This is a genomic window from Janthinobacterium sp. GW823-FHT03B06, assembly GCF_058796955.1.
The window spans coordinates 636,115-662,011 of record NZ_JBXAJE010000001.1 but is presented as its reverse complement, the minus strand read 5'-3'; the positions used below and the strand labels follow the sequence as shown (position 1 = coordinate 662,011).

Annotated in this window: 25 protein-coding genes; 12 read left to right on the top strand and 13 right to left on the bottom strand. The window is 62.7% G+C overall.

Translation table 11 applies throughout. The annotated features are described in order from the left end of the window. Positions 1–90 precede the first annotated feature (90 nt). The 3 genes from AC1RBA_RS03030 (at position 91) to AC1RBA_RS03020 (ending at position 4,486) form a co-directional block, all read left to right on the top strand. On the top strand, positions 91–2,955 hold the full coding sequence (locus tag AC1RBA_RS03030) for a M16 family metallopeptidase (RefSeq protein WP_492416508.1): 2,865 nt from the start codon (positions 91–93) through the stop codon (positions 2,953–2,955). A 161-nt stretch (positions 2,956–3,116) separates the two neighbouring features. Then, on the top strand, positions 3,117–3,890 hold the full coding sequence (locus AC1RBA_RS03025) for a hypothetical protein (RefSeq protein ID WP_492416506.1): 774 nt from the start codon (positions 3,117–3,119) through the stop codon (positions 3,888–3,890). After that, complete coding sequence (locus AC1RBA_RS03020; RefSeq protein ID WP_162995673.1) at positions 3,887–4,486, top strand: hypothetical protein; 600 nt, start codon at positions 3,887–3,889, stop codon at positions 4,484–4,486. Before AC1RBA_RS03025 ends, AC1RBA_RS03020 begins: the two co-directional genes overlap by 4 nt. A gap of 30 nt (positions 4,487–4,516) precedes the next feature. On the opposite strand, the gene AC1RBA_RS03015 is transcribed toward AC1RBA_RS03020, so the two are convergent. Together AC1RBA_RS03015 and AC1RBA_RS03010 are read right to left on the bottom strand one after the other, a co-directional pair. Further along, positions 4,517–4,771 (bottom strand): hypothetical protein, encoded by a 255-nt coding sequence (locus AC1RBA_RS03015; RefSeq protein WP_492416504.1) that lies wholly within the window; start codon positions 4,769–4,771, stop codon positions 4,517–4,519. Positions 4,772–4,795: 24 nt separating this feature from the next. Further along, positions 4,796–5,581 (bottom strand): DNA/RNA non-specific endonuclease, encoded by a 786-nt coding sequence (locus AC1RBA_RS03010; protein ID WP_070310656.1) that lies wholly within the window; start codon positions 5,579–5,581, stop codon positions 4,796–4,798. Between the two features lie 237 nt (positions 5,582–5,818). Between AC1RBA_RS03010 and AC1RBA_RS03005 the strand changes: the two genes are divergently transcribed. Then, positions 5,819–6,346 carry an SRPBCC family protein gene (locus AC1RBA_RS03005; protein WP_034755971.1) on the top strand — a complete coding sequence of 176 codons (528 nt, stop codon included), beginning with the start codon at positions 5,819–5,821 and terminating at the stop codon, positions 6,344–6,346. A gap of 72 nt (positions 6,347–6,418) precedes the next feature. Here the strand turns inward: AC1RBA_RS03005 and AC1RBA_RS03000 are convergent, their stop codons facing one another. The 6 genes from AC1RBA_RS03000 to AC1RBA_RS02975 form a co-directional block, all read right to left on the bottom strand. Next, the gene (locus tag AC1RBA_RS03000; protein WP_070218412.1) at positions 6,419–7,432 is read right to left on the bottom strand and encodes a response regulator; all 1,014 of its coding nucleotides are present in this window, start codon (positions 7,430–7,432) and stop codon (positions 6,419–6,421) included. Beyond that, positions 7,425–8,522, bottom strand: a complete 1,098-nt coding sequence (locus tag AC1RBA_RS02995; RefSeq protein WP_070310593.1) for a hybrid sensor histidine kinase/response regulator — start codon at positions 8,520–8,522, stop codon at positions 7,425–7,427. Before AC1RBA_RS02995 ends, AC1RBA_RS03000 begins: the two co-directional genes overlap by 8 nt. A 1-nt stretch (position 8,523) precedes the next feature. Next, on the bottom strand, positions 8,524–9,867 hold the full coding sequence (locus AC1RBA_RS02990) for a sensor histidine kinase (protein ID WP_070310594.1): 1,344 nt from the start codon (positions 9,865–9,867) through the stop codon (positions 8,524–8,526). Positions 9,868–9,869: 2 nt separating this feature from the next. Next, positions 9,870–11,264, bottom strand: a complete 1,395-nt coding sequence (locus AC1RBA_RS02985) for a class I SAM-dependent methyltransferase (protein WP_070218415.1) — start codon at positions 11,262–11,264, stop codon at positions 9,870–9,872. Positions 11,265–11,527: 263 nt separating this feature from the next. After that, positions 11,528–12,553: an AraC family transcriptional regulator gene (locus AC1RBA_RS02980; RefSeq protein WP_492416502.1), complete on the bottom strand. Its 1,026-nt coding sequence runs from the start codon at positions 12,551–12,553 to the stop codon at positions 11,528–11,530. Further along, positions 12,553–13,461: a GGDEF domain-containing protein gene (locus tag AC1RBA_RS02975; RefSeq protein ID WP_070218417.1), complete on the bottom strand. Its 909-nt coding sequence runs from the start codon at positions 13,459–13,461 to the stop codon at positions 12,553–12,555. The genes AC1RBA_RS02980 and AC1RBA_RS02975 overlap by 1 nt, the downstream gene beginning before the upstream one ends. Before the next feature lie 308 nt (positions 13,462–13,769). Between AC1RBA_RS02975 and AC1RBA_RS02970 the strand changes: the two genes are divergently transcribed. From AC1RBA_RS02970 to AC1RBA_RS02945, 6 genes are all read left to right on the top strand, one after another. After that, positions 13,770–16,307 carry a TonB-dependent receptor gene (locus AC1RBA_RS02970; protein WP_492416499.1) on the top strand — a complete coding sequence of 846 codons (2,538 nt, stop codon included), beginning with the start codon at positions 13,770–13,772 and terminating at the stop codon, positions 16,305–16,307. 14 nt (positions 16,308–16,321) lie between these two features. Next, positions 16,322–18,187 carry a phytase gene (locus tag AC1RBA_RS02965; RefSeq protein WP_492416497.1) on the top strand — a complete coding sequence of 622 codons (1,866 nt, stop codon included), beginning with the start codon at positions 16,322–16,324 and terminating at the stop codon, positions 18,185–18,187. 366 nt (positions 18,188–18,553) lie between these two features. Further along, positions 18,554–19,000 (top strand): hypothetical protein, encoded by a 447-nt coding sequence (locus AC1RBA_RS02960; protein WP_139143683.1) that lies wholly within the window; start codon positions 18,554–18,556, stop codon positions 18,998–19,000. Positions 19,001–19,161: 161 nt separating this feature from the next. Next, positions 19,162–19,464 carry a transposase gene (locus AC1RBA_RS02955; RefSeq protein WP_070218419.1) on the top strand — a complete coding sequence of 101 codons (303 nt, stop codon included), beginning with the start codon at positions 19,162–19,164 and terminating at the stop codon, positions 19,462–19,464. Positions 19,465–19,619: 155 nt separating this feature from the next. Then, positions 19,620–20,498: an EamA family transporter gene (locus AC1RBA_RS02950; RefSeq protein WP_070292269.1), complete on the top strand. Its 879-nt coding sequence runs from the start codon at positions 19,620–19,622 to the stop codon at positions 20,496–20,498. A gap of 103 nt (positions 20,499–20,601) precedes the next feature. Beyond that, complete coding sequence (locus AC1RBA_RS02945) at positions 20,602–21,036, top strand: c-type cytochrome (RefSeq protein ID WP_227741974.1); 435 nt, start codon at positions 20,602–20,604, stop codon at positions 21,034–21,036. 46 nt (positions 21,037–21,082) lie between these two features. Here the strand turns inward: AC1RBA_RS02945 and AC1RBA_RS02940 are convergent, their stop codons facing one another. The 5 genes from AC1RBA_RS02940 to AC1RBA_RS02920 all read right to left on the bottom strand — a co-directional run bounded on the left by AC1RBA_RS02940 (position 21,083) and on the right by AC1RBA_RS02920 (position 23,964). Next, complete coding sequence (locus AC1RBA_RS02940; protein ID WP_070218421.1) at positions 21,083–21,433, bottom strand: hypothetical protein; 351 nt, start codon at positions 21,431–21,433, stop codon at positions 21,083–21,085. A gap of 12 nt (positions 21,434–21,445) precedes the next feature. Then, positions 21,446–21,709 carry a DUF378 domain-containing protein gene (locus tag AC1RBA_RS02935; protein ID WP_083287945.1) on the bottom strand — a complete coding sequence of 88 codons (264 nt, stop codon included), beginning with the start codon at positions 21,707–21,709 and terminating at the stop codon, positions 21,446–21,448. Positions 21,710–21,921: 212 nt separating this feature from the next. Further along, complete coding sequence (locus AC1RBA_RS02930; protein ID WP_492416494.1) at positions 21,922–22,452, bottom strand: GNAT family N-acetyltransferase; 531 nt, start codon at positions 22,450–22,452, stop codon at positions 21,922–21,924. 7 nt (positions 22,453–22,459) lie between these two features. Then, on the bottom strand, positions 22,460–23,032 hold the full coding sequence (locus AC1RBA_RS02925; protein WP_492416493.1) for a helix-turn-helix domain-containing protein: 573 nt from the start codon (positions 23,030–23,032) through the stop codon (positions 22,460–22,462). Positions 23,033–23,064: 32 nt separating this feature from the next. Next, positions 23,065–23,964 carry a LysR family transcriptional regulator gene (locus AC1RBA_RS02920; RefSeq protein WP_492416491.1) on the bottom strand — a complete coding sequence of 300 codons (900 nt, stop codon included), beginning with the start codon at positions 23,962–23,964 and terminating at the stop codon, positions 23,065–23,067. A gap of 107 nt (positions 23,965–24,071) precedes the next feature. On the opposite strand from AC1RBA_RS02920, the gene AC1RBA_RS02915 reads away from it, so the two are divergent. Both AC1RBA_RS02915 and AC1RBA_RS02910 read left to right on the top strand, forming a co-directional pair. Continuing rightward, entirely contained in the window at positions 24,072–25,148 is a 1,077-nt protein-coding gene (locus AC1RBA_RS02915) for a YeiH family protein (RefSeq protein ID WP_492416489.1), read from the top strand. A 106-nt stretch (positions 25,149–25,254) separates the two neighbouring features. Continuing rightward, entirely contained in the window at positions 25,255–25,896 is a 642-nt protein-coding gene (locus AC1RBA_RS02910; protein ID WP_070218425.1) for a LysE family translocator, read from the top strand. Position 25,897 lies beyond the last annotated feature (1 nt).

Below are 25,897 nucleotides of genomic sequence, written 5' to 3'. Positions count from 1 at the left end.
TGCCCCTATGCACGGCGGCATGAATATTCTATGCTGCGGCGTTGCACTTTCATAACATCCAAAAAAGAAGGAGCCCCCGTGTCAAGAATCATGCCTGCTTTATTACCCGCTTTCGCCCTGGCCCTGTCGGCCATGGCCGCGTCGAACCTGGGTGCGGCGCCCGTCAAACCGGCCGCCGCCCACGGCGCCACCGCCGCCAAGGCCGATTTGCTGCCGTTCAAGGCCACGGAAAAAACCCTGGCCAACGGCTTGAAAATCATCGTCGTGCCGACGGGCTTCCCGAACCTGGTCTCGCTGCAGATTCCCGTGCAGACAGGTTCGCGCAATGAAGTCGAACCGGGCAAGTCCGGCTTCGCGCATTTCTTCGAGCACATGATGTTCCGCGGCACCAAGGCCTATCCGCCCGAGAAATACCAGGAAGTCATCACCCGCGCCGGCGCGCGCCAGAACGCCTATACGAGCGACGACCTGACCAATTACCACACGACGTTTGCCAAGCAGGACCTGGAAACCGTGCTGAAGGTGGAGGCGGACCGCTTCCAGCACCTCGACTATGCGGAAGACGCGTTCAAGACGGAATCGCGGGCCGTGCTGGGCGAATACAACAAGAACAGCGCCAATCCCGTCTCGAAACTGTTCGAAGTGATGCGCGACAGCGCCTACACGACGCATACCTACAAGCATACGACGATGGGTTTTATCCAGGACATCGAAGACATGCCGAACCAGTACGCATACTCGAAACTGTTCTTCGACCGCTGGTACCGACCCGAGCGCACCACCATCATCATCGCCGGCGACGTGGAGCCGCAGCAAGCCATCGCGCTGGTGGAAAAGTACTGGAGTAAATGGCAGCGCGGCAAGCAGCAGGCGGCCGCGCCCGTGGAGCCGGCACCGCGCGGCCCCGTCTACAAGCACGTGGCCTGGCCCACGCCGACCCTGCCGTGGGTAGCCGTGGGCTTCCACTCGCCCGCGTTTTCCGTCAAGGACAAGGACCAGGCGGCGCTGGCGACCTTGCTGTCGCTGTCGTTCGGCCGCACCTCGCCCCTGTATAAACGCCTGGTGCAGAATGAACAGAAGGTCGACCAGCTGTTCGAGATGACGCCCGACCGCGTCGATCCGACCCTGGCCGTGCTGGGCGCGCGCGTGAAAAACCTCGCCGACGCCGTCTACGTGCGCGACGCGATATTGACCACCGTGGCGCAGCTGCGCGACACGCCCGTCAGCGAAAAAGACCTGGCGGACGCCAAGTCGGCCGAAAAATACGGCTTGATCCGCTCGCTCGACAACACGGAGCAGATCGCCGGCACCCTGGCCTCGTTCGTGCATTTCGACCGCTCGTATGCCACCATCAACCAGTACTACCGCCTGATCGACACGCTCACGCCGGCCGACCTGCAGGCGGCCGCGCGCAAATACCTGACGGATGACGGCCTGGTGGTGACCACCCTGTCGCACGAAGCCATGCCGGCCGCCATCGCCGCCACGCCGAAGCTGGCCAGCCTGCTTCCGGCCGCGTCAAATGCCAAATTCGACGTGCTGGTGCAAAAGTCCGCGCTGCCGCAGATCCGCTACAAGCTGCTGTTTACGGCCGGTTCCGCGCAAGACCCGCAAGGCAAGGAAGGCCTGGCCGCGCTGACGGCCGCCATGGTGGCGTCCGGCGGCTCGTCCGAGCGCAAGATCGACGAAGTCAACCAGGCCCTGTTCCCGCTGGCCGGCAGTTTCAGCCAGCAGACGGACAAGGAAATGACGACGTTTACCGGTTCCATCCACAAGGATAACTGGACCCAGTTCAACGCCATCGCCCTGCCGCTGCTGCTCTCGCCCGGTTTCCGCGAAGACGACTTCCGCCGCCTGAAGGATGCGCAAAAGAACGCGCTGCTGCTGGACCTGAAGGACAACAACGAAGAGGAATTCGCCAAGGAACGCCTGCAAACCAATGTGTATGCGGGCACGCCGTATGGCCACCCCGTGCTGGGCACGGTCGCCGGCATTGACGCCATCACCCTGGACGACGTGAAACAGTTCTGGAAAAGCGCGTACGCGCAAGGCGCCGTCAAGGTGGGCATTTCCGGCGACGTGTCCGACGCCATGACGGCCTCGCTGACGCAGGCGCTGGGCAAGCTGCCGGCCGGTCCCGGCTTGCCGGCCACCGTCAAACCCGCGGGCCGCAAGGCGCAGGGACTGGAAGTGGAAATCATCGAGAAAAACACGCGCGCCACGGCCATCTCGTTCGGTCTGCCTTTGGAGGTGACGCGCACGCACCCGGACTTCCCCGCCCTGTGGCTGGCGAAGACGTGGCTGGGCGAGCACCGCGCCTCGAATTCCTATCTGTACCAGCGCATCCGTGAGCTCCGCGGCATGAACTACGGTGATTACGCGTACATCGAAGCTTTCCCGAGCGGCATGTACCAATTCTTCCCGAACCCGAACCTGGGCCGCAAGGCGCAGCTGTTCGAAATCTGGATCCGCCCCGTGGCGCCGGACAACGCGCACTTCGCCCTGCGCGTGGCCCTGACGGAATTGGGCAAGCTCATCGACAACGGCCTGACGCAGGACGATTTCGCCACCACGCGCGACTACCTGATGAAGAACGTCTTCGTCATGACGTCGACGCAAGACCAGCAGCTCGGTTACGCGCTCGATTCGCAATGGTATGGCACGCCCGAGTTCACCAAGCTGATGCGTGACGGCTTGTCGAAACTGACGGTGCAAGACGTCAACCGCGCCATCAAACAGCATCTGTCGGCAAAGAACCTGTCCGTGGTGATCGTTGCCAAGGATGCGGCCGGCCTGAAGGAAAAGCTCGTCAGCGACGCGTTTTCTCCCATCAAGTATGACGGCAACAAGCCGCAGGCCCTGCTCGATGAAGACAAGGTCATCGGCGCGATGCAGCTGAACATCAAGCCGGAGGCCGTCACCGTGACGCCGGCGGCGCAGGCGTTTGCGAAGTAAGCCGGCGCAGTATCAACCCCATCCGATGCAGACCGTCGGATGGGGTTCCGTTCCGCACGGGCGCCTGCCGCTCACTTTGCCGTAGCAAATTCATAGCACATATATTCCTCATGACATCCGAAGTAGTAGATTCCCCACGAGCAGAAACGCTCCCGCCGACCATGCCCGACAGCAGCCAGGCGAGACGCCCGCGTCCTGCAGCCGTCACGGTGACTGCCTATCTGTTACTCATGAACGCGGGCGGCGCGGTCATTTATTTCCTGCTGTTCGGCCGCCACACGGCGTCCGGTGCGCTGCAGTTACTTGAAGCATCTGGCTATGCCGACTTTTTCATTGCGATTGGCCTGCTCCGCGCGCAACGGTGGGCGCGCATGGCCTACGTCATTGCGGGCATGATCGGCATAGGGGTGATGATCGCCATCGAATCGCCGGCACAGGGCAGCCTCGCTCTGCGACTGCTGTTCGCCGTACCGGCGTTCGCGACCTTCCTCTACCTGCTGTACCGCGAGGATGCCCGGCTCTACTTTGCATCAGCGAAACTGCCCCGCCCCAGCCCTGGCGGCCGGCGGCGCATCGGCGCCTACCTCTACATCATCGCTGCCGTCTATGCTTACTGGTGCCTCAATGCGATTGTACTGGGCATTACAGAGATCTATCCGGCAAGCCTGCATCGCGACAAGCTGATCTTTATTGCCTTGCCGGTCATTTTGATCGCGGAGTGGGTGGGCAACACACCGGGACGCCTGGCCAGGGCCAGCATCCTGTCCATCGCATTCGCCCTGTACCTGGCGCAGATGTTTTTCTACAAATATACGTCACCGTATGCCGCGCAAATGGGGCCATCGCTGTGGCAACTGCGGAACTGGGCCATCGGCATGAGCTGCATCGCAATTGCCCTGCATTATCTGCAGTGGTCACGGGGTGCGCGGAAATGATGATCAGCGCTGACGCTGCACAAGCGATGATATTGCAGTTCTGCGAAGGCGACACGCAGTCGCCGCACTACATGAAGCACGCGATCCAGTGTTGCGTCCTGTCCGAACGCGGCGACTACTGGATCATCCGTGCCAATTCAGAGGCATATGTGGTACATGGCCGCAGCGAGTATTGCTACGTCGGCGTCAATGCATTCTTGCTTGACGTCCTGTCAGGCAAGATCGAGACCGTTGTGAGCGGAAACCGTGTCAGTCACTACCTGCAGGATAAATATGACGTCCGCGACGCGGCCGGCCAAGCTTACGTGCTCGAACCTGCCTTTGAGCGATCAGACAAAGCAGCAGTCGTCCGCCTGCGGCAAACCCTAGCTTGTCGCTTGCCCCACGCCCTGGCGCTGCTGTCGCCTGAACATCGCAGCTGGCTGACGGGCCAGCGTCGCGTGATGCAGTGGGCGCAACGCGAGCTCATGGCAAATGGCGTGGCAACCGAAGTTATGCTGCGCCCGGGGTCGGGCGGCGCATTGCATATTCCAGAGCAAATCTGGCATTGGGATTTGCTGCTGGCCGAACTCAAGCGGCTTCCGGGCCTGGTCTGACGATATTAAAGCAGCCCGGCCATGGCCAACTCACTCGAAGGGATTGGCCACCGACGTCACCTCGGGCGGCGGCAGCTGGTCGGGCAGTTCCCGCTTTTCCAGCTGCACCACCACGTCGGCCAGCAGTTTTTGCAGCTGCTTGGCCAGCGCCAGGCCCGGCTTGTCCAGGGTCAGGTCGATGTCGCCGCTGATGCTGATGCGGTCGACACGGTTTTCGATGGTCAGGCTGCCAATTTCCAGCACATCGCTTTCATTGGCATACGGGACGAATTTTTTTGCGCACATGGGATTTCCTTTTTGACGGTCTTGTTATTTCTTGGACTTGCTCTTCACCTTGGGCAAACTCAGCATGCGCAGTTTCTGCTGGCGCGTCAGCGACGGTAACAGATCGATGCCTATCCTGTCTTCCAGTTGCGCAATGCTCAGCACTTCATACGTCTTGGTATCGACGTTTTCAATGAAGTAGGCGGCGCCGGCGCGCTGGCGCGGGCTGTACACGGCCTTGTACAGATGACTGGGCACGATGACTCTTCCCACCTTGCGCAGGTTGCCGCCAATAAAAGCCGGCCCCGTGATCACGTACAGGTCGCCCTCTTTCTTCGCCATCTTGCGCACGGCGCCTTCGATGCCGGCCCACACATAACGGTTGTTGCGCGCGTCTTGCGGCACCATGTTAGCCAAGGTAAAGCTGTCGCGCTGGCTCTGGCGGTCCGGCATGTCGCCGTTGGGCGCCATGTGGCCACGGTCGAAGCCGCTGCGCGCATAGTCGGCCAATTCGGCGCGCTGGGCGGCGGGCAGCTTGCGTTCAGCGTGAAAGGAGTTTTCGCGCGACAAATCCTGCGCCGCTTCCAGATTGTTCGCCGTCAAGTGCTCGGCCGACCACAGCGGCGTGCGCGTGATACCCGAGTGCATGACGCCAAACACGTTGTAGCACAGCTCTTTGGTTGCCACGTCCAGCTTGGGGTTGGTGATTTCCGGCTTGCGGCCGTCGACGTAGTGGGCGGGACAGGCATCGGCATGCGCCAGGTTCGCGGCAAAGGCGGAAGCCAGCACGCCGCACGCCAGGGTCAGCCTGGCGATCATTCCTTGAATCATATTTCCCTTTGAAATCTTTGCAGGCCAGCATTCTAGCGGACGGCGGCCCTCGCCACAAACCGGCACCAGCCTGGCGTGCGCGCCTGTGCGGGGCGGCAAATTGGCGTGCAGGCAGGCGGGCAAGCGGCCCTGCGCAAAGCCGGCGCAAATAAAGGCCAACAGGCCGCGCACGGCCATTCATATCTGCTAAGATTGCCTTGATTCGTTCGCATCGACCATTCAAGATTTGGAGAGCATATGATCAAAAAAACCCTGCTGCTGATCGTTGTCGTCGTCGCCGCCATCCTCGGCTATGCCACCACCAAGCCCGACACCTTCAGTGTCCAGCGCGAAATCACCATCAAGGCCCCGCCCGAGAAAATCGCCGCCCTGATCACGGACTTCCATTACTGGGCCGCCTGGTCGCCGTGGGAAAAGCTCGATCCGGCCATGCGCCGCACGTTTACGGGCCCGGCCAATGGCCTGGGCGCGCAGTATGCATGGCAAGGCAATGACAAGGTGGGCGCCGGCCGCATGGAAATCACGGAGGCGGCCCAGCCCGAACGCACCGTCATCAAGCTGGACTTCCTCAAGCCGTTTGAAAGCCACAACACCACCACCTTTACCATGACTCCCGAGGGCGACGGCACCAAGGTGAACTGGACCATGACCGGCCCCAGCCCTTACGTCAGCAAGGTCATGACCGTCTTCGTCAGCATGGACAGGATGATCGGCAAGGATTTTGAAAAAGGCTTGAACAACCTGAAGGCGGCTGCGGAACGCTAAGCCCGCTCGCAGCACATGACAACAGGGCCCGCGCGGCCCTGTTTTATTTGGCGCTCCCCCTTGCGGGCCCCGTCAGAACTGCTCGATCCAGGCCGCCAGGTGATCCGGCGTGAGCGCCGGTTCAGCCTGCACTACCTTGCCCTGCAAGCCCAGTTCCGTCTTGCTGAGCTGCAGCGACCAGCCGCGCCGCGCCAGCCACAGCAAGCTGGCCAGCCAGAACGAGTGGATGGCCGAGACGGGCGCGGTGGTCGGCGTTTCCAGAAATTCCGTCAGCAGCCGGCCATCGAGGAACAGCGCCGTGCCGCCCTGGTTTTGCAGCGCCGCGCCAAACACGGGCAGCAGCATGTCGATCGCCTGTTCCACGCCGCGCCCCGGATGCTCGCGCTCGAGCGTGTCGAGCTGCTGGCGCACGGCGGCAGCAAAGGCCGTGCCGCGGAAGGCTTCCGAACTGACCAGGTCGGCATAATCCATCAGCAGCCAGTCCGGCTCGGGCGGCGTGACGCCGGCCGTCAGGGCCGCCGACAGATACGCTTCCACAGGCAGCTGCTGTTCCGGACCGGCCAGGCTGGCGCACAAGGCGTACAGGGTGCCGATGCGGTTGGCGACGGCTTGCCGCTGGCGCACCATCAGCTTTTCGCGCAGCAACTGGGCGTGCTCATTGCGCAAGCGCGCCAGTTCCAGCGCCTGCTTGAGCTCCATGCGCAACGCCGCGATATCCCATGGCTTCTGGATGTAGCGGTGGATCTGCCCCTGGTTGACGGCTTCCACCGTGTGCTCGAGCTCGGAATACGCGGTGGTCAGGATGCGCACGATGTGCGGATGGCGGTCCCAGCAATACGACAGCAATTCGTTGCCGTAGGCGCCGGGCATGCGCTGGTCGGAGACCAGCACGGCGATGCGGTCGGCCTGCTCGTCGAGTATGCGCTTGCCTTCCTCGACCGAAGTGGCCGTCAGCACGTCGGCCAGCGGCGCGATGGCGCGCTGGAAGTATTTGAGGGCATTGGCCTCATCATCGACATAGAGTATCGTCGGCAAGCCTTGCGCCGGCTCACGCTGAGCCGGTAAACGCAGATTGGCGTCAATCATGCTCGTTCCTTATATGTACTGGAAAATTCAGGGTTACCGTGGTGGAAGTGTCAAATTCGGTGGCGATATCGAGGTTGCCGCCGAACGACTGCATCATGCGGTGGCAAAACACCATGCCCCAGCCCTTGCCTTCGCCGCCACCGGCACTGACGGGGTCGCTCAACAGCTGTGTAACGATCTCGGGGGCGATGCCGGCACCATTGTCGCGCACCGCGATGCGGCCCGCATCGATGCGGATGCCGATCGCTGGATGGGCTTGCTCGCCGGCCGAACGCAAGGCATTCGCCAGCACCGACGATAAAATCAGCGCGACGCAATTGGGCGACTCGGCAATGGAGAAATCGTCGCCCACTTCCACCGTAATGGCGGCGCGCTGGTCCGTGCTCAAGGGATAGCTGTCGAGCAAGGCATCCAGCAGCTGGCGCGCGCTGCCGGCGCGGCGTCCGCCCTGCATGCCGGGCCCGGCGCTGGCCAGGCGCACCGTGTCGACAAAGCTGGCCAGCACCGACAAACAATAGCGCGCATTGTCGTGCATCAAGGCGGCCGCTTCGCCGATCTCGGCCTGCGGTGCGGCGTCCGCCTGCGCGCGGCGCGCAATGCCGCGCGCAAAATTGGCGATGGCCGCCAGCGGCGTGTTCAATTCATGCGCGAGAAAGGCCAGCGATTCCTCCATCGCCACCAGGCCCTGGCGGCGGGCGGCGCGCTCGCGTCCCGTCTGCACGGCCAGCTGCAGCGCCGCTTGCATGGCGGCCAGGTCGAGCGGTTTTTCCAGCAAACGGAACAAGGTGCCGCCGTTGATCAGCTCGAGCAGCACGTCCTTGTCCGCATACGCGGTGACGAGCATGCAGACGATGTGCGGATAGCGCTGCGCCACTTCCTGCAGCAATTCGCTGCCCAGGCGGTCCGGCATGCGGTAATCGGTGACGAGCACGTCGATCTGGCCGGCCTCGTCTTCCAGCAAGGCCAGCGCAGCATCGACGCTCTGCGCCGTCAGTACGCGGTAGCGCTGGCCGACGGCGCGCTCGAAATACTTGCAGGCGAGCGCTTCGTCGTCCACGTACAGCACGCTGGCGCGGCTATCGTTATCCATGCTAGCGGCCCTCCCAGTCGGAGCGCTGCAAGTCGAAATTCATGCTGGCCCATTCGCCGAGCACGCTTTCGGCGGAGAGGGTGCCGCCGTGGCGCTCGATCACGCCATAGCTGATGCTCAGGCCCAAGCCCAGGCCCTGCCCCACTTCGCGCGTGGTGAAGAACGGTTCGAACACGCGCGCCAGGTTTTCCGGGGCGATGCCGGGGCCGTTGTCGCGCACGCTGATGCGCAGGCGGTTGTCATCCCAGTGGGCCGTGATGCGGATCTCGAACGGCGGCGCATTGCCCTTGCGCATGGACAGCACGGCATTGCCCAGCAAATTGATCAGCACGCCCACGATGGCCGCCTCGTCGCCGCGCACCAGGGTGTCGACCGGCAAGTCGTGGCTGATGCTGACATTCTTCGTTTCGTGACCCACGAGGCGGATGGCGGCCTCGAGCGCGCTGCGAAACTGGAAGTGGCCCGTTTCCAGCTGGTTGCCGCTCTTGCGGTAGGCAAAGGTTTTCAAATCGGACACGATGTGCTGCACGCGCAGCATGCCCTGCTTGGCGTCGGCCAGGCATTCGCTGACCAGCGCGCTTTGCTTGGCGGCCGGGTCTTCGATGGCCACCTCGATGGCCATCATGCAGAAATTCACGGGGTTGTTTACCTCGTGCAGCATGCCGGCGGCCAGGGTGCCGATGGCGGCCATCTTCTCTTGCTGCAGCATCTGTCCCTTGATATCGGCCAGGCTTTTATTCGTTTCTTCCAGCTGCGTGTTCTTTTGCGCCACTTCCGCCTTCAGCTGGAACAGCATGAAGCGGGCGCGTTCATTAAAATAGGTAAATACGGCGCTGATGCTGGCCGACATGATGAGGAATAAACAGTTGACGACAAACGTGCTCGGCAAGTCGAAACCGCCCGCATGCCAGGCGCACGCGGCCACGTACAGCAGGCAGGAAATCGCGCCAAAGACCATATTTTGCCACAGGCCGAAGGCCAGCACGATGCCCGATGAATAGATGGCCAGGGTCATGCCCACGTAATAGATCGAGGTGGCGCCTTCCGTGACGGCGATCATCCAGGCGATCATGATTTGCGGCAGGATCAGCCAGACAAAGGTCAGTCCCTGGATGCGGTCTTGCGCCCAGCGCGTGCGCATGGCCAGCACGACGCAAAAGATCAGCACGGACACGACGATGCGCGCGCTGGTGAACGCCGACTGCTTGTCCGGATACAGGGCCGAATCGAGGCCCATGCCCAGCAGGATCAGCACGATGCCCGTGTAGGCCCCGCCGCGGCTGAATTCCAGGCGGAAATCGCGCAAAACCGCCGTGTAGCCGGCGTGCAGGCCTGGGGTATCCATGATCAAGGAATGCTCACTTCCGCAAACACATTCACGCCAGTGGCGTCGACATAGATTTTCGGGTCCCTTGCATGCTCGGGCAGCAAGGCCGACAGGCCCGCTTCATTGCGATAGATCAAATGCCATTCCAGCAAATGCTCCATGCCGAACTTGCCCGGATTATCCGCGTGCACATTCGTCACCAGCAGACGCCCGCCCGGCCCCACGCGCGAGGCGAAGTGCATCAGCAGGCGCGCGCAGACCTTGTCGGACAGATAGTCGAACAGGCCGGCGCAATACACGGCGTCGAAACTGCCGGGCAAGCCCGTCGCGCCCGAGCCGTGGCGGCGCTTGAGCAGGTTGTGCACGGAATCGTGCACATAATCGATCTCGACCACGCGCCCCGTGCGCTGCATGATGGTGGTCAGGCGCGCGCGCGTCCAGTCCAGCGTCTCGCTGCTGAAGTCGACCAGTTCGAAGGCCAGCCATTGCGCATCGGGGCACGTTTCCAGAAAACGCTGCACCTCGATGGCCGGGCCGCAGCCCACGTTGAGCACTTTATACACACGCCCGGCGGCGCGCGCCGCGGCCGCCTTTTGCGCCAAAAATTCCGTCAGGATATCGATGCGGTTGCGGTGCGCCGTCGCCACGGCCGCCTGCAGAAAGGCCGCATTGACGATCTGAAAATACGTGCTCGGGCCCTGGCGCGGATCGTCCAGCAGCTGGTTGACCATCTGGTAGTCGCCCGCATAGCCGAGCGGCTTGGTAAACGTGCGGAAAACGAACGGGGCGCGCAGGATCAGCGGGTGCAGCGCCGCCTGGGCGAAGGCGCGGTGGGCCGGCGCCCGCTCTTCCTCGACCAGCGAGGCTTCCACCTCGAGCTGGCGCAAGTAAAGCTGGGTCTGTTCCATCAGCGGCAAGGCCAGCTCGTCGAAGATATCGGGGCGCAGGCGGCCGTTTTCCTTGGGCAGCGAGTCGGACAAGTCGACCTGCTCGACCCAGCGCGCCACTTCCGACAGGAAGGCGCGCATTTCGTTGACGACGATCTGGTAGTCGCGGCGGATGCGGAAGCGCTCGCCCCAGCCGGCGACAAAGGCGCTCGACTCTTTCAACACGGCGCCCTTGACGACGACCACATCGCTCAGCTCGCGCCACTCGTCGATCAGGGTCACGGAAACGATGGCGGTCAGGCCCGTGTTGACGCTGCTGATGACGACGGCCTTGCCGACGTAGGCGTTTTTCGCCCCCATGCGCACGGTCACGTCATTGAGCACCTCGCTGACCTGCACAATCGAGTATGGATTATAGATTTCCATGACCAGCGAATTGCGCTGCAAGTTGAAAATCGTGCCGCGCACCGCCTCACCCTGGGTGTTGCGGAAACTGACGACTGGATCGATCTGCGATTGTGAATACACGATTGAGCATTATCAAGTTGCCCGGTTTCCGGCGCACCACACTGGTGACGCCAGTTTCCAGGCTGGGTTAAGGCACGGCACGCCGGTTGTCTGCCGCCGGCCCGCCATCGTGATGGCGGTATTGCGGCGTCGCGTGACGCCGTACCGGAGCGCCTCAAAGCGCGTCTGTCCGCTCTCTGATCGAGTGTACTATGGATGTAGCAGAACGGGCAATTGTTCCCTCAGGAACGACCTTGCGTGGCGCCGGCGCGCAACGCCGGCGATCATCCAGCAACGAACAGGGCCAGCGCGTGACGCAATAATTGCGGCGTTTGCCCCGTCCAGCGTTTGAACGAGCGGCGGAAGTTGGTGGCATCATGAAAGCCGAGGTAGGCGGCCACGGCATCGTTGTCGTAGCCATGCGCCTGGAACAGATAAATCGCCTTGTGCGCGCGCACCTGGTCCAGCTCGGCCTGGAAATGCGTGCCATGGCGCGCCAGATGGCGTTTCAGGGTGGCGGGACTGACGCCGAATTCCTGCGCCGTGCGCTCCAGGGTCGGTGCGCAGCGGATATTGAGCAGCAGGTAGTCGTACAGCGCACCGAGCAGGCTGGCTGCCGGCACGGGCGCCAGGGCCGCCGCGCGCAAGGCCAGCGCCGCCGCCGTGGCATTGCCGCGCGGCCAGGGCTTGTCGAGCCAGCTCGAATCGATGAGCATGGCGTCCACCTGGCAATCGAAACGCAGGGACTGGCCCAGGTGCACTTCGTGCTGCTCCACGTGGCGGGGCCGCGCGCGGTTGAAACAGAAGCGCCATGGCAAGGACTCGCCCGCCAGCCAGCGGCACATGGCCGCCAGTGCCGTCATGTGCATTTCCACCAAAAAAGGCAGCTGGCTGGGCGCGCCGAACGCATCGACCCAGTACAGCACGTGCATGTCGCCGGCCTCGCGCAAGCGCGGCTGCAGCAGCGGACACAGCAAGGTATGAAAATCGCACAGGATGGTCAAGGCCTGGCGCAGATTCTGCGCCTGCAGCAAGGCATGGCTGGCGGCGCCGTAATGGCCGGGCAACATTTGCTGGCCCAGCATGAAGCTGGTGTCGGCACTGTCGAGGCCACGCGCCACGTTGGCCAGCAATTGCAGGTATTGCGCGGCGCTCACCTGGCTTTCCGCGGACGGCAGCGCGCCGCCGTCCAGGCCCGTGCCCTTGAGCAGCAGCGCCGTGGCCAGGTCGCGGCTGCGCGCATAATCGAGCACCAGCGCCGGCTGGTGATGGGCCGCGATGCTGGGGTCGCCCTGCTGAATCAGCGGCATCAGGCGGGCGCGGCACTGCCGGCCCTGGGACTGGCGCTGCGGCCCGGTGTTTCCACGGCCCGGCTCAGCTCGGCCAGCACCACTTCCGGCACGCCATCGGTGAGCGAGCACGCATGCCGCAGGCTCAGGCGGATTTCGCGGTTGTCGTTGGTGTGGTGGCGCATCTGCCCCACCATGACGCACAGGTGGCGTGCCCGCACGGCCGCATCCTCGCGCGACACGCCCGGCATCAGCACGGCGAAGCGGTCGCCCGCATAGCGGCACAGCAAATCGTCATTACGCAAGTTCAACAGCAGCATGTGGCCCACGGCTTGCAGCACGCGGTCGCCTTCGCGGTGGCCGTATTCACGGTTAATCAGGTGAAAGCTGTCGATGTCGAGCAAGACCAGCGCGCAATCGAGGCCAGGCCGGCGTTCCTGCTCCAGGCGCATCTGCGTGCGCAGGTAGCTGGCGTCGGCCAGCTGCGTGATGCGGTCGAAGGCGCGGTGGTCGCGGAACAGGCGTTCGCGCTTTTGCAGATGTTCGTTCAGGCGGAACTGTTCCTGGCGCCAGTAATACATGCCGATCGTCAGCACCAGCATGCCGAACGGGATCAAGGCTTCCAGCCAGTTATCCCATACTTCCTGCTTGTCGATGGCGAAGAATTCATCGAGGCAATCGGCCCAGGACCCCAGCATGATGGCGCACAGGCCGCCGGCGATCAGGCTCGTCACCCGTCCACGCGGCCGGCTGCTGAGGGTAAACAAAAACCAGATGCCCGCCATGACGGCCGTGCCGCCTTCGCAGACGATATCCATCCACTTCCAGACGGCAAACGGTTTAACGTGGCCCAATGTGGCGTACAGGAACAAGAACAGGGGCAAGGCCAGTGCGGCGGCAATCAGGCTGTTACGGTGCAATGGCAGCATGTGGGAAAACCTTTAAAAGTGGTGCTGCCGCCACGATAGCGCCTGCCCATGACGGCACGATGACATGCCGCGCTCCCGTGCGGCAGGTGCAAACGGCTCATCATTACCATAGACTCCCATGCAAATACGGCGAGCCTTTGCCCATGCGCCCTGCGCCGGCAGGTCATTTCAGCTCACCCCGGTTCATTTCCGGCCGGAAAGCGTTCACCCGCCGTTGTTTTCAGGGTGGCAATCGATTGCCTGTCACGCAACCGTCATATTTGCTGCCTAGAATCCGCCCGGTTCCTTCCTCCCTAACCGAGCTCTTCATGAAAACCACGCACACATCGTTCCCCTCCCCGCTGCGCCTGACGGCCCTGTCCCTGGCCATCATGGCCGTCTTCAGCGGTCAAAGCCATGCGCAAGCACAAGATGCGGCTGGCCAGCCGGCCGCCACCGTGGTCGTCAGCGGCCAGCGCGCCAGCCTGCGCAACGCCATCGCCGCGCAAGAGAAAGCCGACAACATCATCAGCGTCATCAGCAGCGACGATATCGGCGGTTTGCCCGATAAAAACGCGGCCGAGGCGCTGGCCCGCTTGCCGGGCGTGTCCGTGCAGCGCGACCAGGGCGAAGGCCGCTACATCACGGTGCGCGGCCTGGGGCCTGACCTGAATGCCGTCACCATCAACGGCGCGCTGGTGCCGTCGCCGGAAGCGGGCCGCCGCGCCGTGGCGCTCGATATCCTGCCTGCCGGCCTGATCCGCACGCTGGAAGTCTCGAAGACCTTGCTGCCGGAAATGGACGCCAACTCGCTGGGCGCCACCATCGAAGTGAAATCGCTGTCCGCCTTCGACTTGCCGGGCAAGCTGCTGTCGGCCAACGTGGCCGCCAGCCATGATGAAAAGACGGGCAAGACCAGCCCCAGCGGCGGCGCCCTGTGGGCCCAGCGCTTCCTCGACGGCAAGCTGGGCGTGGCCGCCGGCCTGAGCGCGGAAAAGCGCTCGTTCGGCTCCGATGACGTGGAAACGGGCGGCGCCTGGAGCAAGGGCAAATTGTCGGGCCTGGAATTGCGCGACTACCTGCCCGTGCGCAAACGCGGCGCCCTGGCCGTCAACCTCGATTACCGTCCGGAAGCGGGCAACAGCTGGTTTTTGCGCTCTTTTGTGAGCGAATTTTCCGACGATGAAGTGCGCGACCGCCTGACCATCAGCAATATCGCCGGCGGCAGCCTGGCCGAAGGCCAGACGGCCAGCGCGCGCGCCGAACGCCGCATCCGCCAGCGCAAGTACACGCAGCAAGTGCGCTCGCTCGTGCTGGGCACGCAGCAGAAATCGGGCGACTGGACCCTGGACGTGAAAGGCGGCCTGAGCCGCGCCACGGAAGACACGCCGGAATCCTTGAACGACGGCCGTTTCCGCGGCCTCAGCAATTTTGCCGGCATCAGTTTCAATGGCACCGAGCAACCATTGTTGAGCGGCCCCGCCTCGCTGTACGACCCGGCCAGCTACGCGCTCAACGCCATCACGCTGCAAAAGCGCTACTCGAAGGACAATGAACACCATGCACGCATCGACCTGGCGCGCAAGTTCGACATCGCCACCCTGAAATTCGGCGCCAAAGTCAGCCGCCGCGAAAAGACGAATGACACGGATCAATGGGCGTATAACAGCAGCAAGGCCACCAGCGGCAATTACTGGGGTGCCGGCTCCACCTCGATGAGCAACTTCGTGCAAGGCCACAATCTCGACTACGACCTGGGCAACATCGGCGTGGCGCTGGACCCGGCCCTGATACGCGCCAGGGTCGCCGGCCTGGACCGCGACAAGGCGCGCCTGGCCACGGAATCGATCATCAACGATTACCGCATGCATGAAGACATCAACGCCATGTATGTGCAAAACAGCTATGACTTCGACGCCTGGCACATCCTCGGCGGCGTGCGCGCCGAGCGCACCAGCTTCGAGGCGGCCGGTTCGCAGGTGGACAGTGCCGGCGTCGCCACCGCCTTGACGCGCGAACGTTCGTACACCAACTGGCTGCCAAACCTGCAAGCCCGTTATGATGTGGATCAAAAAACCAGCGTGCGGGCCGCCTGGACGCAAGCCGTGGTGCGCGCCAACTTCAGCCAGCTGGCACCCGGCATCAGCCTGGCCAGCAACACGGAAGCCGTGATCGGCAACCCGGACTTGAAACCCTTGAAAGCCAACAACCTCGACCTCGGTATCGAGAGAGTCCTGGGCAACGACGGCGTGATGTCGGCCTACGGCTTCTACAAGGACATCAAGAACTTTACGTACACGACCAACCTGGCCGGCACGGGAGCCTGGACGGGCTACACGACGGCCACCTCGTATGCGAACGGCGACGCGGCGAAAGTCAAGGGCATCGAACTGGCCTACATGCAGCCGCTGCGCATGCTGCCGGCGCCCTTCAACAAATTCCTCGTCGGCGTGAATGGCACCTTGAGCACGTCGCGCGCGCAAATCGGCCGCTACGACAAGGCGAGCAAGCAGCGGATGAACCGCGACATCCGCCTGCCGGGCCAGTCGAACCAGGTGATGAATGTGATGCTGGGGTATGAAACGGGCCCGGTCAGCGCCCGCCTGGCCCTCAACTACAAGTCGCCCTACCTGCTGGAAATGGGCGGCGATATCCTCGACCCAAGCCAGGACCGTATCGTGGACAGCCAGAAACAGCTCGATTTCTCGCTGTCCTACCAGATCAACAAGCAGTTCCAGGTGACGTTCGAGGCAGCCAACCTGAACAACGAGAAATACTATGTCTACCAGGGCACGAAGCCATACAACGTGCAAAACGAACAATACGGCCGCACTTTCAAAGTGAGCCTGAAAGCCAGCGCCTTCTGATGATTATCAATAACATGAAAAAAACCGTACTCTGCAGCGCTTTGCTGGCTGCCTTCTGCATCAGCGGCACGGTGCAAGCCGCCCCCGTCGCGTCCAACGCCACCCCCTCCTTCACGCAGGAAGCGGAGGAACTGGCGCGCCTGCCCGGCGGCGGCTGGCTGACTTTGGACAAGCACGGCTTGCGTCTGTTCAATGCGGCCGGCCAGGAGCAGGACCGCATCGCCGTGCGCGCCAAGCAGCTCGACACGCGCATCGATGGCAATCGCATCCTGGCCGTCTTCCTGGAGGCGGACACGCAGCGCCCGTTGCCCGTCTCCGTCGACGTGCAGGCGGGCAAGCTGGTGAAACTGGCGCCGTTTCCCGTGCCGACATTTTCCGTGGAAGCATCGTGCCTGTACCGCGACGCCCAGCAGCTCGATCACCTGTTCTTGATCGGCAAGGATGGCCAGGCGGAACAGTGGGTGATGCAGGGCGAGCAGCGCAGCCTGGTACGCAAACTGGCCCTGCCGCCGCACGCCAAACATTGCCGCGTCGACGATGGCACGCAGCGCCTGCTGGTGAGCGAGTCCAACATGGGCGTGTGGGCGTATGAGGCCGATTCGGAAGGCATGGGCAAGCGCGAAGTGGTGGCCCTGCGCAAGCCGTACGGCCAGCTCGACGGCGGCGCCGGTGCGCTGGCCGTGCTGCCGGGCGGCGTGGCCGTGCTCGACGGCAAGGCGGACAAGCTGCACCTGGTCACGCATCAGGGAAATACATGGACGGCGCAGCCGGCCCAGTCCGTCGCCTTGAACGTGCGCAAGGGCGACAGCCAGCTGGCGCTGGACAAGGACGCCTTGCTGCTGCGCGGCAAGAACGGTTGGCAGGCGCGGCCCTTGAAATGGGCAGGCAAAGCGGAAACGCAGCCTGCGGTGGCCATCATCGCCCCGCAAGCGCAGACGGAACCGATGGCGCGCCAGGGCGACGCGGCCGACGACCCGGCCATCTGGCTGTCCAGGAATCCAGCCGATGCGCGCATTCTCGGTACCAACAAGAAGCAAGGACTGCTCGTCTACGACCTGCAAGGCAAGCAGACGCAGCTGCTGGAAGTGGGCCGCCTGAACAACGTCGACGTGCGACAGAACATCCAGTTGGGCGGCAGCAAGGTCGACCTGGCCGTGGCCACCCAGCGCGACGACAACAGCATGATGTTGTTCACCATCAATGCCAGCGGCGAGGTGGCGGAAGCGGGCCGCTTCCCGACCGGTCTGAAAAGCATCTACGGCATGTGTTTATATCAACCGGCCGGCGGCGGCGTGCAAGCGTTCATCAACGACAAGGACGGCACCTTCCAGCAATACCGCATCGGCCTGGAAGGGGGCAAATTCAGCGCGACTCTGTTGCGCAGCTTCAAGGTTGACACCCAACCGGAAGGCTGCGTGGCCGACGATGCCAACGCCAGACTGTTCCTGGGCGAGGAAACGCGCGGCATCTGGACCACCTCGGCCGACGCCGCCAAACCGGACGCGCTGACCATGGTCTTGCCCGTGGGAGCGCACCTGACGGCGGATGTGGAAGGCATGGCCATCTACCGCCAGCCAGGCGCCAAGCCCGACACCGGCTACCTGATCGTCTCCAGCCAGGGCGACAGCAGCTATGTCGTGCTCGACACGCAAGCGCCCTACAAGGTGCGCGGCCGCTTCAAGGTGGGCTTCAACTTGCCCGCTGGCATAGACGGCACCTCGGAAACGGATGGCCTCGACGTCACCTCCGCCAACCTGGGCGGTGCGTATGCGCAAGGCATGCTGGTGATCCAGGACGGCTACAAGCGCTTGCCCGATGGGCCGCAGAACTTCAAGTATGTGGCGTGGGGGGATGTGGCGAAGGCGTTGAAGCTGGAGTAAAAGAGACGGTGAGCGTGGGTCAGTGGCATTCGCAACGTGACACCTGCTTGAGCCAGAGGGGCAAACGAATGAGATCGTGTCTGTCTGCCCCACAAACCCTCCGGGCGCGATTTCCGCCTTCTACGCGCCCGGGCCAATGGATCGCGGACAGTGGTGATGCCGTTATTGCACTGCCTCGTAACCCTGTGTGTTCGAGGTACCTCAGCATTAGTTGAATTTGGGAAATGCATAATTTGCAATATATTGCAAATGTTATAATTTGATAGATTATCTGTCATTATTGCCTGCCATACTTGTGACGCTGCATATCGACAAGGTAGGTAGGTAAAAAACGTAATTTTCGAAATTTAAAAAATGGAGAAATTGATGACTATCGTTGGAAGCCAAATTATTTTCCCAAAGGGTAACGAAACGTTTGTAAAGCTCACAAAAGAGGCGCCAGGTCCGCTACCTTGCCCCTCGGGAGACATTATTGCACCATTCGCAGCATTTCCAGCTCCGGCACCCGGTACATCGCGCTGGTACCGTCTGAAAGCAGTCTATTTTGACGAAAATGCAGGTGGTCAATGCAACGTGCAAATTCTTTTCAACATGTTTTCTGGCGAAACGATCAAATTTACCCTGCCTCAGGTTGCGAGCGGTGCTGGCGCGTCGAATTTTCACTATAGCGACTGGTACAAACCAGGAACAGTGAATGGGGAATACTCCCGTATCACCGCCTATTTTTCTAGTGCAGCCCCATATAACAACTCTGCCGGAATTTACTCCCTGATCTTGGAAGCCTACGACGTTTTAGCGTCACAAGCTGCATAAACAAACCGGGATCAGCTAGACAGGTATATTCTATGTGAAGCGTCACGCATTCGTTGCATGCGTGACGCTTGAGGTAGTCTGACATTCTCTGACCTCGTGCGCGCCTCAAAAACCCTCTCCAGCTCCGGCATGAAGCCGGTGGCACCATTTTCCCGACTGTGATGATCAAACACAGCCTGTTTGCCGACCAGGAGCACAAAGCAAAGCTCAACAAGTTTGGCGATACGCTGCGACTGCTGGAACAGCGTGCTGACTTCGCCGCGTTAGCCGCAGCAGTCGATGCCGCTGCTCCAGGCCCCAGCTGCAAACGCGTCGGTTGTTTACCGTTCTCAACCAAACGGATGGTGCGTGTGCTGCTAATTTTACGGCTATTCAATCTCAGCGACGAGCAGATGAAACACCAACTGCTCGACCGCCTCGGTTTGCAACGCGTTTGGGTAGCGCATGAGCAGCCATATCCCTGACCGGAACACGTTCCGGACGCCAGGACTATCGGCGGGCGGGCCCCTTGATCGCTTATGGCGTCACTAATTTCTCAGCACACAAACCCGAATTCCAGTGATCAGAGCTTTCCTAAAAATAAAGCCGTGCATCCGATGCCGTATTAAAATACCGCCCCATGACCTCCCCCGCCTCGACCTCCGCCCTCCCCGACAACATCCTGCTCCCTTCCCTGGCCGTCCTGGGAGGGCAGATTTCCGTCAATCTGGGGGCGGCGATTGCGAAGAATCTGTTTCCCGTCATCGGGGTCGAGGGGATTACGGCGTACCGCGTGGGGTTCTCGGCGCTGATCCTGCTGGCCATCTTCCGGCCGTGGCGCTACCGGCTGACGCGCAAGGATGTGCTGAATTTGCTCGTCTACGGCTCCGTGCTGGGGTTGATGAACTTGCTGATTTACCGGGCGTTTGCGCTGATACCGATCGGTATTGCGGTGGCCATCGAGGTGACGGGGCCGCTGGCCGTGGCCATGCTGTCATCGCGCCGGCCGCGCGATTTGCTGGCCGTCGCGTGCGCCGTGTTTGGCTTGTATTTACTGTTGCCGCTGCAAGGCAGTCCGGGCAGCCTGGACCCCGTCGGCGTGGCGTATGCGCTGGGGGCGGCCCTGTGCTGGGCGCTGTATATCATCTTCGGCAAGCGCGCCTCGACCTTGCAAGGTGGCCAGGCGGTGGCCTGGGGCATGACGGTGGCGGCCATGGTGACGGTGCCCATCGGCATCACCTACTCGGGAACAGCCTTGCTGGCGCCGTCGATTGCCTTGATGGGCCTGGCCATTGCCATGCTGTCCAGCGCCCTGCCCTACTCTCTGGAAATCTTTGCCCTTCGCCGCTTGCCGCAAGGGGTGTTCGGCATGTTCAGCAGCGCGGCGCCGGCCGTCAGCGCGCTGGCCGCCATGGCTGTGCTGGGAGAACTGCTGAGCCTGACCCAGTGGCTGGCCATCGCCTGCATCGTGTTTGCGTCGGCCATGGCGGCGCTGGGCGCACAGGGCGGCAAGCGCTAGCGGTATTGCATCCGTCGTGCGCCGCTTCCTCGCATCCATGTCGTGCTGGCGGGCAGGTTTTGATGTGCGCCTGTAAAATGCGTCATCGCTTGCCACGCATTGCATGCCCGCCTCACCGATGACATCCACCTTTCTTTGTCGCCTGCTCTTCCCTCTGGCCGCTGCAGCCCTGCTGCTGGCGCCAGCAGCCGTCGCGCAGGCTGCCGCTCCCGCCCCCCTCACCGGCAATGCCGAAGCGGGCAAGGCAGCATTTCGCAAATGCGCTTCCTGCCATCAGGTGGGACCATCGGCGCGCGGCGGCTTCGGCCCCAAGCTGACGGGCGTGATCGGCCGCAAGGCCGGCGCCACCACCGACTACAAATACTCGGCGGCCATGAAAAACGCGAATATTGTCTGGACCGAGCAAAACCTGGCCGCCTTCCTCAAGGCGCCCAGCGATTTCATTCCCGGCAATAACATGCGCTTCTGGGGCATCGGCAATGCGCAGCAAGTGGCCGACTTGCTGGCCTACCTGCGCACGCAGCAAGCCGTCCCATAACGCATGCATGGACAGCCGGACACCGCATCCAGCTCATGACGCCAACTCAAGCCTCCAGCGCTTGCAGCACACCCTTGCGCTTCTTGTGTGCCGCCTCATAAGCGCGCAGCCGCTTGCGCTGGGCAGCGGACAGGCCGTCCAGCTTGCCGCGGATCTGCGCCACCGTCAGTTGCTGGTAGCCGGCGATGGGCAAGTCAGGTGGTGACGCCTCCGGGGCAGCGCCGCCGGCTTTTTTCCGCTCCTGCGCTTGCCTGGTTTCACCCGACTGCGCCCTTTGCTTGTTCACGATGCGCGCCGCAACCTCTTCCTCGCGGCCCGGGTAACGTCCTTCCTGCTTGAAATCGCGTTCCAGCTTCTTGAATTCGCGTTCACGCTTGGGGCTTGCACCAACAGGCATGTATCCTCCCGTCTAGGATTTGGCCGGGAACTTGCGCAGGCACAGGTAAATGGAATACAGCGCCGCCAGCCCCACCAGCACGTACACGCCGCGCGAAGCCGCCGTCATGGCACCGAGGATGCGGGCCACGATGTCGATATCGAACAGGCCCACCAGCGCCCAGTTCAAGCCGCCCACGATCAAGAGGATCATGGAGATCCAGTCGACCACGTTCAAGCGCTTTGCCGACATTTCCTGTTTTGCCGCACCGTCCGATCCTGCCTGGATATTCGCCATATCAGCCTCCTGTAAGAAGAAAGGACCCGCCGCCGGGTCTATCAAAGAACAGTGTAGGCGCGGCACCGGCACACGCCAGTCGGACGATGCCGGGTATCGAGGTAGGACGGTTCTGTAATCAGACGGGTGATTTTATCTGGCAACAAGCCAGCCGACATTGGCTGGCAGCGGCAACATGCGGTCCTTGCAATGCATGAGTTCCCTTTGCCAGGTCAATGCTGCAGTTGCTTGTACAGGATGGTGGTGGCGTCCAGCCGGTCGCCGGCCGGCGCCAGCGCATAGGCGGGGATGCAGCCCGCCACCACGTAGCCGAGCGACAAATACAGCGCTTGCGCATGGTCGCTGCTGCGCGTATCCAGGGTCAGCAGGCTGCACGGCAGCTGCCGCGCCTGTTCTTCCAGCGCCTGCATCAGCTGGCGGGCGATGCCATGCCGGCGGAAAGCGGGCGCGACCAGCAGCTTGCGCACTTCGGCCCGGTGCGCCTGGTTGGGATTGGTATCCCAGTCCAGCTGCACGGCACCGGCCACCTTGCCTTCCACTTCGGCCACCAGCAGCAGGCGCACGCCGCGCGTGACGGCCGGCAAGACGTTATCCGTCCAGAAAGCCTGGCTGGCCGCCGTATCGAACGGCAGGATAAAACCGATGCTGGCGCCGTCGTGCACGCAGTCTTGCAGCAAGGCGCCCAGTTCCGGCAGGCGTACAAGAATATCGGCGGACGAAAAATGGCGTAGCGATGGGGACATATCAACCTCAGACGATGAACAAGAAATAGCGGGCGCCGCTGTCGGCTGGCGTCGTGAACGCGCTGGCGCCATGCAACTGGTAGCGCAGGCAATCGCCGGGCATCAAATCGTGGGAGCGGCCGTCGACCGTCACGTTGAGCTTGCCCTCTTGCAGCAGCAGATGATGTTCCATGCCGGGCCGGGGCGAGGCGGCATAGCTGATCGTCACGCCAGCGCCGAGCTCGCATTCGAGCGCTTCGCCGGCCAGCGCGCGCGACGGCGGCGAGACGGAGCGGCGGATGAAGCCGGTGTCCGGGTCCGTCCACACGCTTTGCTGGCCCCGCCGCAGCAGGGGCGGAAAATCGTCCTCGACCATGCGCAGCAAGCGCGACATGACCAGGCCATACGCGGCGCACAGCTTGCCCAGCACGGCTGTCGTCGGGCTGACTTCGCCATTTTCCAGGCGAGACAGGGTAGCGCGGCTGACCTGGCTCAAGTGAGCCAGCTGGTCCAGCGACCAGCTCCGCTCCACGCGCAACTGTTTCAGGCGCGCTGCGAGCCGCTGTTCCGTCTCGCTCTCTGTGAGTATCGAATTTTCCATATAAGGGAATTTATTCCATATATGGAAAAACGTCAAGCCATGCGCGAGGCGTGGCGGCACAGTTCCAGAAAACCTGTCAAACGGGGCGAGAGGATCTTTTTGGCTTGGCGGATCAGATAGAAATTGCGTTCCAGGGGCGGCAGCATGGTTTCCAGCTCCACCAGTTGGCCGCTGGCCAGCAAATCGGCCACCACCACCCGCGACAGGCAGGCGATGCCGAGACCGGCCGCCGCGCCATACTTGATCGCTTCCGAATTGCTGAACTCGCCTGCGGCGCGCAGATAGTGCAGGTACGGCACCAGCGCCTGCTCCACGGCTTCGCGCGTGCCCGAGCCCGCCTCGCGCAGCAGCCAGCCCGCCTGGTTCAGCTCCGCAAAGCTGAGCAAATGGCGCAGCTGCGCCAGCGGGTGCGTGGGCGCGGCCACGATCAGCATCTGGTCCGTCAGCCACGGCTCCACCAGCAGGCCCGCTTCGTGGCACGGTCCTTCGATCAGGCCGATATCGACACGGAACTCCGCCACGGCGGCCGCGATGTCGGCCGTGTTGGCAATCGTCACCTGCGGGATGCTGCGCCCGTACTGCTGCGCCGCCTGGGCCAAAATCTGCGGCAACAGATAGATGCCGATGGTCGTGCTGGCGCCGATCCGCAGGCTGACGGGCACGGACGGGTCGGCGCCCGCGAACTGGCGCTCGATGCTGGCGGCCGCGTCGCGCATCTGCCGCGCCTGCGGCAACAGCAGGCGGCCATTGTCGTTGAGCAGCAATCGCTTGCCGACCCGGTCGAACAGTTGCGCACCGAGCAGAGTTTCCAGCTCGTTCAGGGCCGCGCTGGTGGCCGATTGCGACAGTGCAATCACCTCGCCGGCCGCGCTGGTGCTGCCCGTGTCCGCCACGGCCAGGAAAATCTGCAGTTGCCGCAAAGTCAAAGCCATCTGATTTACCTATTTTTCAGGTTAAACATACAAAAACAATCCGTTTTACCATTTAATTAGCGAACTGTACAGTCATGCCATACGAACTAAGAACCATGGAGTACGGCATGTCTTCCCTCTCTACAAGCAACACAACAAGTTTCAGCGACCGCTATGGCCGCCTCCTGCCGGGCCTGCTGCTGAGCGGCCTGATCGCCTGGGGCGCCATCGCGCTGGGCAAGCTGGAATGGATGCAAAGCCACGGCATGAGCGCCCTGACCCTGGCCATCATGCTGGGCATTGTGCTGGGCAACAGCGTGTATGGCGGCCTGGCACCCACTTGCGGCGCGGGCGTGGCCTTTTCCAAGCAGACGTTATTGCGTCTTGGCATCATCCTGTACGGCTTCCGTTTGACGTTCCAGGATATCGGGCAAGTGGGCCTGGCCGGCATCGCCATCGACGCGCTGGTGCTGGCGTCCACATTTGGCCTGGCCATGTTCCTGGGCACCAGGGTATTCAAGCTGGAACGCAACAGCGCCATCCTGATCGGCGCGGGCAGCTCGATCTGCGGCGCGGCGGCCGTGATGGCGACGGAACCCGTCGTCAAGGGGCGCAGCGAAGACGTCACTGTCGCCGTCTCCACCGTCGTGGTGTTCGGCACCATCGCCATCTTTTTGTATCCCGTGCTGTACCAGCTGAATCAAGGCTGGCAAGTGCTGGGCGCCACGCCCACGGCGTTTGGCGTGTACATCGGTTCGACCGTGCATGAGGTGGCGCAAGTCGTGGCGGCCGGCAAGTCGATCGGGCAAGAGGCGGCGAATGCGGCCGTGATCGCCAAGATGGTGCGCGTAATGATGCTGGCCCCCTTCCTCGTCATCCTGTCGGCCGTGCTGGCGCGCGGCAAGGCCAAAGGTGGCAGCCACGACAAGGCGGCCAAGCTGGCGATTCCCTGGTTCGCCTTCATTTTTATTGCCGTGGTGGCCTTCAATTCGCTGGGCCTGTTGCCAGCGGGCACGGTCGCCACCATCACCGACATCGACACGGCCCTGCTGGCCATGGCCATGGCGGCCCTGGGTTTGACGACGCACATGTCGGCCATCCGCCGCGCCGGCATCAAGCCCCTGTTGCTGGCCGGCCTGCTGTTCTGCTGGCTGATCGCCGGCGGCGCCGCCATCAACCATGTGGTCGCCAGCCTGTTCGCCTGAAGCAAAGCCTGATTCAGGCGGGGCCGCCGGCGCGGGAGCCGAAAACTTCGTACAATAGACGTGTTTTGACTCCCCAATCCGGCTTCGGCCCCACCCAGGAACACCCATGCACCTCTCGAACTGGCTGCTTTTCTGCAGCGTCGCCCTGCTCGTCACGTTTTCTCCCGGCCCGGCCGTCTTGCTGGCCATCTCGAATGCCATCGCCGTCGGCCCCCGCCGCGCGATGATCAGCAGCATGGGCAATGGTTTTGGCTTGTTCATCATTTCCGGCGTGGCCATGGCCGGCATGGGCGTCGTGCTGGCCACCTCGGCCACGGCCTTCATGCTGCTGAAACTGGCCGGCGCCCTGTATCTGGTGTTCTTGGGCATCAAGCAATGGCGCAGCAAGACCAGCGTCGTGGCCGATGCGCCGGTGGTGCAAGGCGCGGCGAATCCAAATTCATTCTGGAAACTCTTCCGCCAGGGCTTGACGGTCGCGCTGACCAATCCGAAAGCCATTTTGTTCTTCTCGGCCCTGTTCCCTCAATTCATCACGCCGGGCGAGCCGGTGGCCATCCAGTTCACCGTGCTGACGACCTCGTTCGTCGCCTGCGCCATGCTGGCCCACCTGTTCTACGCCAACCTGGCGCGCCTGCTGAAAACCCAGCTGGCAACGCCGGGCCGCGCCAAGCTGTTCAACCGCATCACGGGCGGCGCCTTCGTGCTGCTGGGCCTGAGCCTGCTGCGCCTGCGCAGCAAGGCAGCATAAG